Source organism: Variovorax sp. WDL1, from assembly GCF_001541225.1.
Taxonomy (GTDB): Bacteria; Pseudomonadota; Gammaproteobacteria; order Burkholderiales; family Burkholderiaceae_C; genus Variovorax.
Map to the genome: position 1 here is coordinate 195172 of NZ_LMTS01000158.1, position 6828 is coordinate 201999.

Genomic DNA, 6828 nt, shown 5'->3' on the forward strand with positions numbered 1-6828 from the left:
TCCGACGGCGTCCCCTGCAGTGCCAATCGGGTATTCGGCGACCCTGCTCCCGGAATCCCCAAACACTGCCATACGCGTACCTACACCGGCTCATGGGCGCCTTCACTTTCCGCAACTGGTCCCTTTACCATACTGAGGACTTCATTGCCTGCGGATGCCTCGGAATGCGCATCCCAAGGCGGCGCCTGCACACTCACCGGGACTCAAGAGGTTTGGTACGGAACAGGCACAACATGGTACGTCGTGCCGGGTTCGGGCACGGTCCCATGCAACGGCCGCGATGTCTTTAGCGATGTCAACGTCGATGCTTCCAAAAAGTGCTACGTACGCAACTACTCAGGCTCTTGGACCCCTGCGCCACTCAACAGCGACGGCTTCTTCTACTCACGCGTCAAGGTTTGCGACCAGGATGCGTCAGGCAAGTTGCTGGACGTTCGCGACTACGGAATCGGGCGTGACTTCTGCACCCGCTACCCGAACAATCAGTTCAAGCCCACCGGCACCATACAAAAATACAGCAACTCGTTCAGGCTGGCGGCATTCGGATACGCACTCGACTTAACCCGTCGCTATGGGGGTGTTCTGCGCGCGCCCATGAAATGGGTTGGCAGCAAGACCTACGACACCAATGGTCAGGAAAATACGCCTGCTGGCGGCAACGCCGCGGCCGAGTGGGATCCTCAAACAGGCATCTTCAAGACCAACCCGGACGGGGACACCACACAGACGCCCGCCATCAGCGGGGTGATCAACTACCTGAACAAGTTCGGCCGCACAGGCCCCAAGCCCGGACGCTACAAAGACTACGATCCGGTGGGAGAACTCTATTACGAAACATTGCGATACCTGCAAGGCCTGCAGTCCAGCTCGCAGGCTGTTGATGGCCTTACACCGGGCATGTACGATGGCTTTCCCATCTTCACGGATTGGACAGCGCTCGATCCTTTTGCCAACGGGTCTAGTACCGGGGACTACACCTGCGTAAAAAGCAACATCGTCACCATCGGCGACATCGAAACCTGGGACTACTCGGACTATGCGCGATTTCCGAGCCCGGATCTTTCGAAGAATCATCCGAATTTCAAACAGTGGCGTGACACTGTCGCAGCATTCGAAGGCGGTCTTGTGACCGAATACTTTGATGGGCAAAATCAGCGTCGGGAAACCGGCAACCCCAACTCGCCGAATCTCTATGCCTTCGGCAACCAGTTCGATATCGTCGGCACCGCCTATTGGGCTCACACGCAAGACATCCGAGGAGTGAACTGGACCGACCAGAAGAACAAGCAGCGCCCTGGCCTGCGCGTCAAGAGCTTCTTCTTCGATGTAAACGCATACGGAAAACAGAACGACGAAACCACACGTCGCTACAAGAATCAGTTCTTCCTGGCTGCGAAGTACGGTGGCTTTGAATCCACGTCTTCTCCCAACGACAGCGCGCAGCCCTACAACCCATGGGGCAACCCGTTCGTCGACAAGGACGAGAAGCCGAACAACGACGTCTGGCAGGACCCCTCTAATCCCGGCGAAGCGTCCGCATATGCACGGCAAAGCGATGCGCGTTCCGTGCTGGTTGCCTTCGACAAGATATTCGCAAGAGCCGGAGAGCGGATCCGCAGCATCGCGGGCGCCGCTTCCCAATCCGGCACCTTGACCGCGGCGGGCAATGTCATCTATCAAGCAGAATTCAGCTCCCAGGACTGGAGCGGCGACCTTGCCGCGTATGCGGTATCAACGAACGATGCCAACGTAGTTCAGTTAGCCAGCACTCCCGTGTGGCGGGCGGCAGAAAGACTCAAGGCGCTGACCGACATCGGCACGCGCAAAATCGTAGTGGGCAACAGCGGCGCCACCAGCAGTCAGACCGCATCGAACTTCACATGGGATTCGATCAGTGACGATCTGAAACAGAGCCTCGACCGAGACCCCTACTCAGGGTCTCCATCCGTGGCCGACGGCTTTGCAGAGGATCGCCTTAATTTCATTCGTGGAGATCATTCCAAGGAGGTCAGCCGCTTCCGCGACCGTGACGGCCAGCGTCTTGGAGACATCGTGAATTCAGGGGTTGTGTACTCCGGCGCGCCAAGCAGCACGATTCAATCGACCACCTATGCGGAGTTCTTCAAGGACAACAAGGACCGCAAGGCCGCCGTGTTCGTCGGGGCCAACGACGGCATGCTTCACGCATTCGCTGCCAGCAACGGCGACGAACTGTTCGGCTACATCCCGAGTTGGCTGGGCCCCAAGCTCTCTGCCCTGACAAGCAAGAAGTACCTCGACAACCATCAGGCCTATGTGGATGCCACCCCGGTGGTGGCCGAAGCTCAAGTCGGCACTGCCGGTACGAAGGCGGATTGGAAAACTGTGCTCGTCAGCGGCACCGGCGCCGGAGGCCGAGGTGTTTTCGCGCTCGACGTCACCGATCCGACCCAGTTTTCTGCATCGAAAGTCATGTGGGAGTTCACATCTGCAGACGACATCGATCTGGGCTATGTGGTCGGACGTCCCCAGATCCTGAAGTTCCGTACCAGTGCGCCGAACGAGAACCTGACCTACAAGTGGTTTGCAGTCGTGGCCAGCGGGGTCAACAACTATGTTCGCGACGACGCCGGCAACTTCAGCTCGACTGGCCAACCTGCGCTGTTTCTACTCGACTTGGCCAAGGCCCCAGGCGAAGCCTGGAGCCTCGACAAGAACTACCACAAGATTTCATTGCCTGCCGACGTCGGCTTGAGCGCGACCAAGGCGACGGGGCTCTTGAACTTCAAGGTAACGCTGGGCGCGCAACAGGAAGTCAGCAAGGTGTTCATGGGTGACCTGCATGGCAATCTCTGGAAGCTGGATTTCAAGGACAAAGGTTCCGGCGACTGGAACATGAGCACGCTTTCGGCCTTCGTCACCGACGGGGTTCCTTATCCACTCTACATCGCCAAGGATGGTCTGGGCAATGTGCAACCGATCAGCGCCGCTCCCTTTCTGATCCGCGGCGAAGGCCAGGAATCGATCTACGTCGCGTTCGGCACCGGCAAGTATCTTGAGGGGACCGATCGGTCTTCGACAGCAGTCAATTCGTTCTATGTGGTGCATGACGACGGCACCAAGAAGGCGGATAGCACCGGTACCCCTACCAGCGTCATCACGGGCCGTGGCCGGCTGCAAGCCGGGGTCTTCGACAGCAAAACGGGTCGAATCGACGTCTCGGCTTTCGTATGGGGCCGGCCTGCCACCGATACTGATAACACGCAGCGGTCAGGCTGGTATTTCGATTTTCCGGCAACTGGCGAGCGCCAGGTGTTTGCATCGCTGCTGCGAGGCGACACGCTGGTTTTCAGCAGCCTCATCCCGGATCAAGCCGCCAATGCGAGCAGTTGCAGCCCCACGGGTGGAAGCGGCCGCGAATACCGTTTGGATGTGAATACCGGGGATGGCACCTCGTCAGTCTCGACAGTCGGTCTTCTGGGTGCGAGCATGGCCATGGACGTGGAAGCGGCCACGGAATCCACGATCACTGACAGCACGGGCCGGCGCACCCGCACCATCAAGACGCAGACCTTGAGCCAAGGGAGCACCGGCCTGGCCACCAGCGCAACAGTCACGACTGTGCAGATTGCCGGGCGCCTGAGCTGGCGGCAGATCCATAACTACCAGGACTTGAGAAACAAGTGATGACGAAACGGATGCGAGAAAAGGGCTTCACGCTCATCGAGTTGATGATCGTCGTGGCAGTCGTCGCCATCCTGGCGGCGATTGCATACCCGTCCTACACCTGGGCTGTGCTCAAGGGGAAACGAGCGCAAGCGCGAACGGCGATTCTGGACTTGTTGCAGCAACAGGAGCGCTACATGACCCAGTACAACACCTATCTCAAGTTCTCCAATGTCGGGGGCGTAACCAACCCGGTGAGCGTTCCATTCAAGACCTTTTCAGGAGACAGTTCCACTGGCGCGCCCTATCAGCTCTATACCGATGAATGCGCGACCGATCAGGCAATGACTGAATGCGTGAAGGTCGTAGCAAAGCCGACATTTGCGGATGACGAAGCCGGCGAACTCTGGGCCACGAGCACGGGTGCCAAGAACTGCAGCGGAACAGCCGGCACCAAGACTTCCTCACCCCCGAAGGTATGCTGGCCATGATCTCGAAACGCAACCCTGAGATCGAGGGCGGCTTCACCCTGATCGAGCTGATGGTGACCCTCGCTGTCGCAGCGGTCCTGATGGTCATCGCTGCACCTGGCTTCCTTGCGTTCCAGCGCAATGCCGAGCTGACCTCCACGACCAACCGCTTGGTTTCAGCCATTGCGACCCTCCGGAGCGAGGCGATGAAGACCGGAATGGCAGCCATGCTGGTTCCTGCAGACGGGGCCGATTGGGGCAAGGGATGGACAGCGTTCATCGACAAGGATCGAGATCAGGCATTCACTGCAGATGACGACAAAGTCATCTTTACTCAAGCGCCACCGGCCAGCTATATCACCACCAGTGCCAATGGGACTGCGAACGAGAAGAAGCCGTACATCCTGTTCGATGCATCGGGCTATCCCAAGACAAAGGGTGGCGGGTTTGGTGGTTTGACGATCACCTTCTCCCGTTCCGACCTCACCGGAACGGCCGCTCTCGCCGATACTCGGAGCGTTATAGTTTCCCTTGCTGGGCGGGTGCGTTCCTGTCGCCCTGCCAGCGCTTCGGATGCCAAGTGCCCTGTATCCACCAATTCTTCTAACGACAGCGAGAGCGATTGATGGCTGCCCGCCAGCCGTCGACGCGGCGATGCGTCTGGCGCTGGACCTGAGCGCAGCCGCCACGGCACTTTCAGACCCCAATCCGCGCGTAGGCTGCGTCATCTCAGCGCCGGATGGCCAGATCATCGGGGAGGGTCACACCCAATCTGCGGGCGGCCCCCACGCCGAAATCATGGCCCTGCGTGATGCCGCGCTCAAGGGCCATTCCGTCGCCGGCGCCACCGCCTACGTCACCCTCGAACCCTGCTCCCACCATGGCCGCACCGGCCCCTGCTGCGATGCCCTGATCGCCGTCGGCATTCGCAAGGTCGTCGCCTCGCTCACCGACCCCAACCCGCTGGTCGCCGGCCAGGGCTTCGAGCGCCTGCGCGCGGCCGGCATCGAGGTCGAGGTGGGCCCAGGCGCCGAGGAGGCACGTGAACTCAACATCGGTTTCTTCAGCCGCATGATCCGCAGGACCCCGTGGGTCCGGCTCAAGGTTGCCGCTTCGCTGGATGGCAAGACTGCCCTGCTCGACGGCACCAGCCAATGGATCACCTCCGAAGCCGCCCGCACCGATGGCCATGCCTGGCGCGCGCGTGCCGGTGCCCTGCTCACCGGTGTCGGCACCGTGCTCGAGGACGATCCGCGGCTCGACGTGCGCCTGGTCGAGGCGCCACGCCAGCCGCCATTGGTGGTGGTCGACAGCCGACTGCAGACGCCGCCCACCGCACGCCTCTTCGAACCCGCCCGGCCGGTCTGGATCTACGCCGCGACGCCCAACGCGCCCGCCCAGGCAGCCCTTGAAGCACGGGGCGCCATCGTCCGCTACGTGGCCAACCAGCAAGGCAAGGTGGATCTGGCGGCCATGCTGCGCGACCTCGCCCTGCACGAAGTCAATGAGCTGCACGTCGAGGCCGGCCACAAGCTCAACGGCTCGCTCATGCGCGAAAGCCTGGTGGACGAACTGCTGCTCTATGTCGCCCCGAAATTCATCGGCGAAGGCCTGGGCATTGCGCACCAGCCCAATCCCGCGGGCAACCTGGCCCGGCTGGACCAGGCCCTCGCACTGGAATTCAAGTCCGTCGAAGCCCTCGGGCCGGACCTGCGCATCGTCGCCCGCATCGCAGGCCGCGACCGCTTTTAGCCCGGGCTTGCCGAGGCGGCCTCGCATCTCTGCGAAAATGCCGCGATGTTCACCGGAATCATCACCGGCGTGGGGCGCATCGCCGCCGTCCACGACCTTGGCAGCTCTTCATCCCACGGCAAGCGGCTCGGCATCGCGGCGCCCCCCGGCTACCTCGACGACGTGGGCCTCGGCGATAGCATCGCGCTCAACGGCGCCTGCATGACGGTGACCTCCCTCGATCCGGCGCAGCATCTCTTCACCATCGACATCTCGGCCGAATCGCTCGACAAGACGGCCGGCCTCGCCGAGCCCGGCAGCCGGGTCAACCTCGAGAAAGCCCTGCGTGCCAGCGACAGGCTGGGGGGGCACATCGTCTCCGGCCACGTCGACGGCATCGGCACGGTCAGCCACTTCGCCCCGGTGGGCGAAAGCTGGGAGCTGCGGGTGCTGGCGCCCCAGGCCCTGGCCCGCTTCCTGGCGTACAAGGGCTCGATCACTGTCAACGGCGTGAGCCTCACCGTCAACAGCGTGAGCGACGGCCCCGATGGCAGTGAGATCAGCATCAACCTCATCCCCCACACGGTCGAGAACACCGCCCTCGGCAGCCTCGAGGCCGGCAGCCGCGTGAACCTCGAGATCGACACCGTGGCTCGCTATGTCGAGCGCATGCTCCAGGCCGGCGCCCTGCCCGCTGCCCCCAAGGACCCCAGCCCATGAACGCTTCAGTCACCCCGATTCCCGCCCCGCGCAGCGCCCGGGCGCCTGCCCCCATCTCGCCGGTCGAGGAGATCGTGGCCGAGCTGCGCGCCGGCCGCATGGTGATCCTGGTCGACGAGGAAGACCGCGAGAACGAGGGCGACATCGTGATCGCGGCCGACCACATCACACCCGAGGCCATCAACTTCATGGCCCGCCATGCCCGCGGCCTGATCTGCCTTACCCTCTCGCGCGAGATGTGCGAGCGGCTGCAGCTGCCGCC

6 protein-coding genes are annotated in these 6828 nt (G+C 62.0%); all 6 read left to right on the forward strand.

The genetic code is table 11. From position 1 onward, the window contains the following. Positions 1 to 144: 144 nt before the first annotated feature. Entirely contained in the window at positions 145 to 3666 is a 3522-nt protein-coding gene (locus tag APY03_RS21525) for a pilus assembly protein (RefSeq protein WP_146039380.1), read from the forward strand. Then, a complete protein-coding gene (locus APY03_RS21530) occupies positions 3666 to 4136 on the forward strand; it encodes a type IV pilin protein (protein ID WP_068679839.1) in 471 nt (156 codons plus the stop codon). The genes APY03_RS21525 and APY03_RS21530 overlap by 1 nt, the downstream gene beginning before the upstream one ends. Beyond that, a complete protein-coding gene (locus tag APY03_RS21535) occupies positions 4133 to 4741 on the forward strand; it encodes a GspH/FimT family pseudopilin (RefSeq protein ID WP_162487100.1) in 609 nt (202 codons plus the stop codon). Before APY03_RS21530 ends, APY03_RS21535 begins: the two co-directional genes overlap by 4 nt. A gap of 28 nt (positions 4742 to 4769) precedes the next feature. Next, positions 4770 to 5867: a bifunctional diaminohydroxyphosphoribosylaminopyrimidine deaminase/5-amino-6-(5-phosphoribosylamino)uracil reductase RibD gene (ribD, locus tag APY03_RS21540; protein WP_068679843.1), complete on the forward strand. Its 1098-nt coding sequence runs from the start codon at positions 4770 to 4772 to the stop codon at positions 5865 to 5867. Between the two features lie 45 nt (positions 5868 to 5912). Next, entirely contained in the window at positions 5913 to 6566 is a 654-nt protein-coding gene (locus APY03_RS21545) for a riboflavin synthase (protein WP_068679845.1), read from the forward strand. Next, a partial coding sequence (locus APY03_RS44285) for a 3,4-dihydroxy-2-butanone-4-phosphate synthase (protein ID WP_232324365.1) occupies positions 6563 to 6828 on the forward strand: 266 nt, incomplete at its 3' end. The genes APY03_RS21545 and APY03_RS44285, both read left to right, overlap by 4 nt.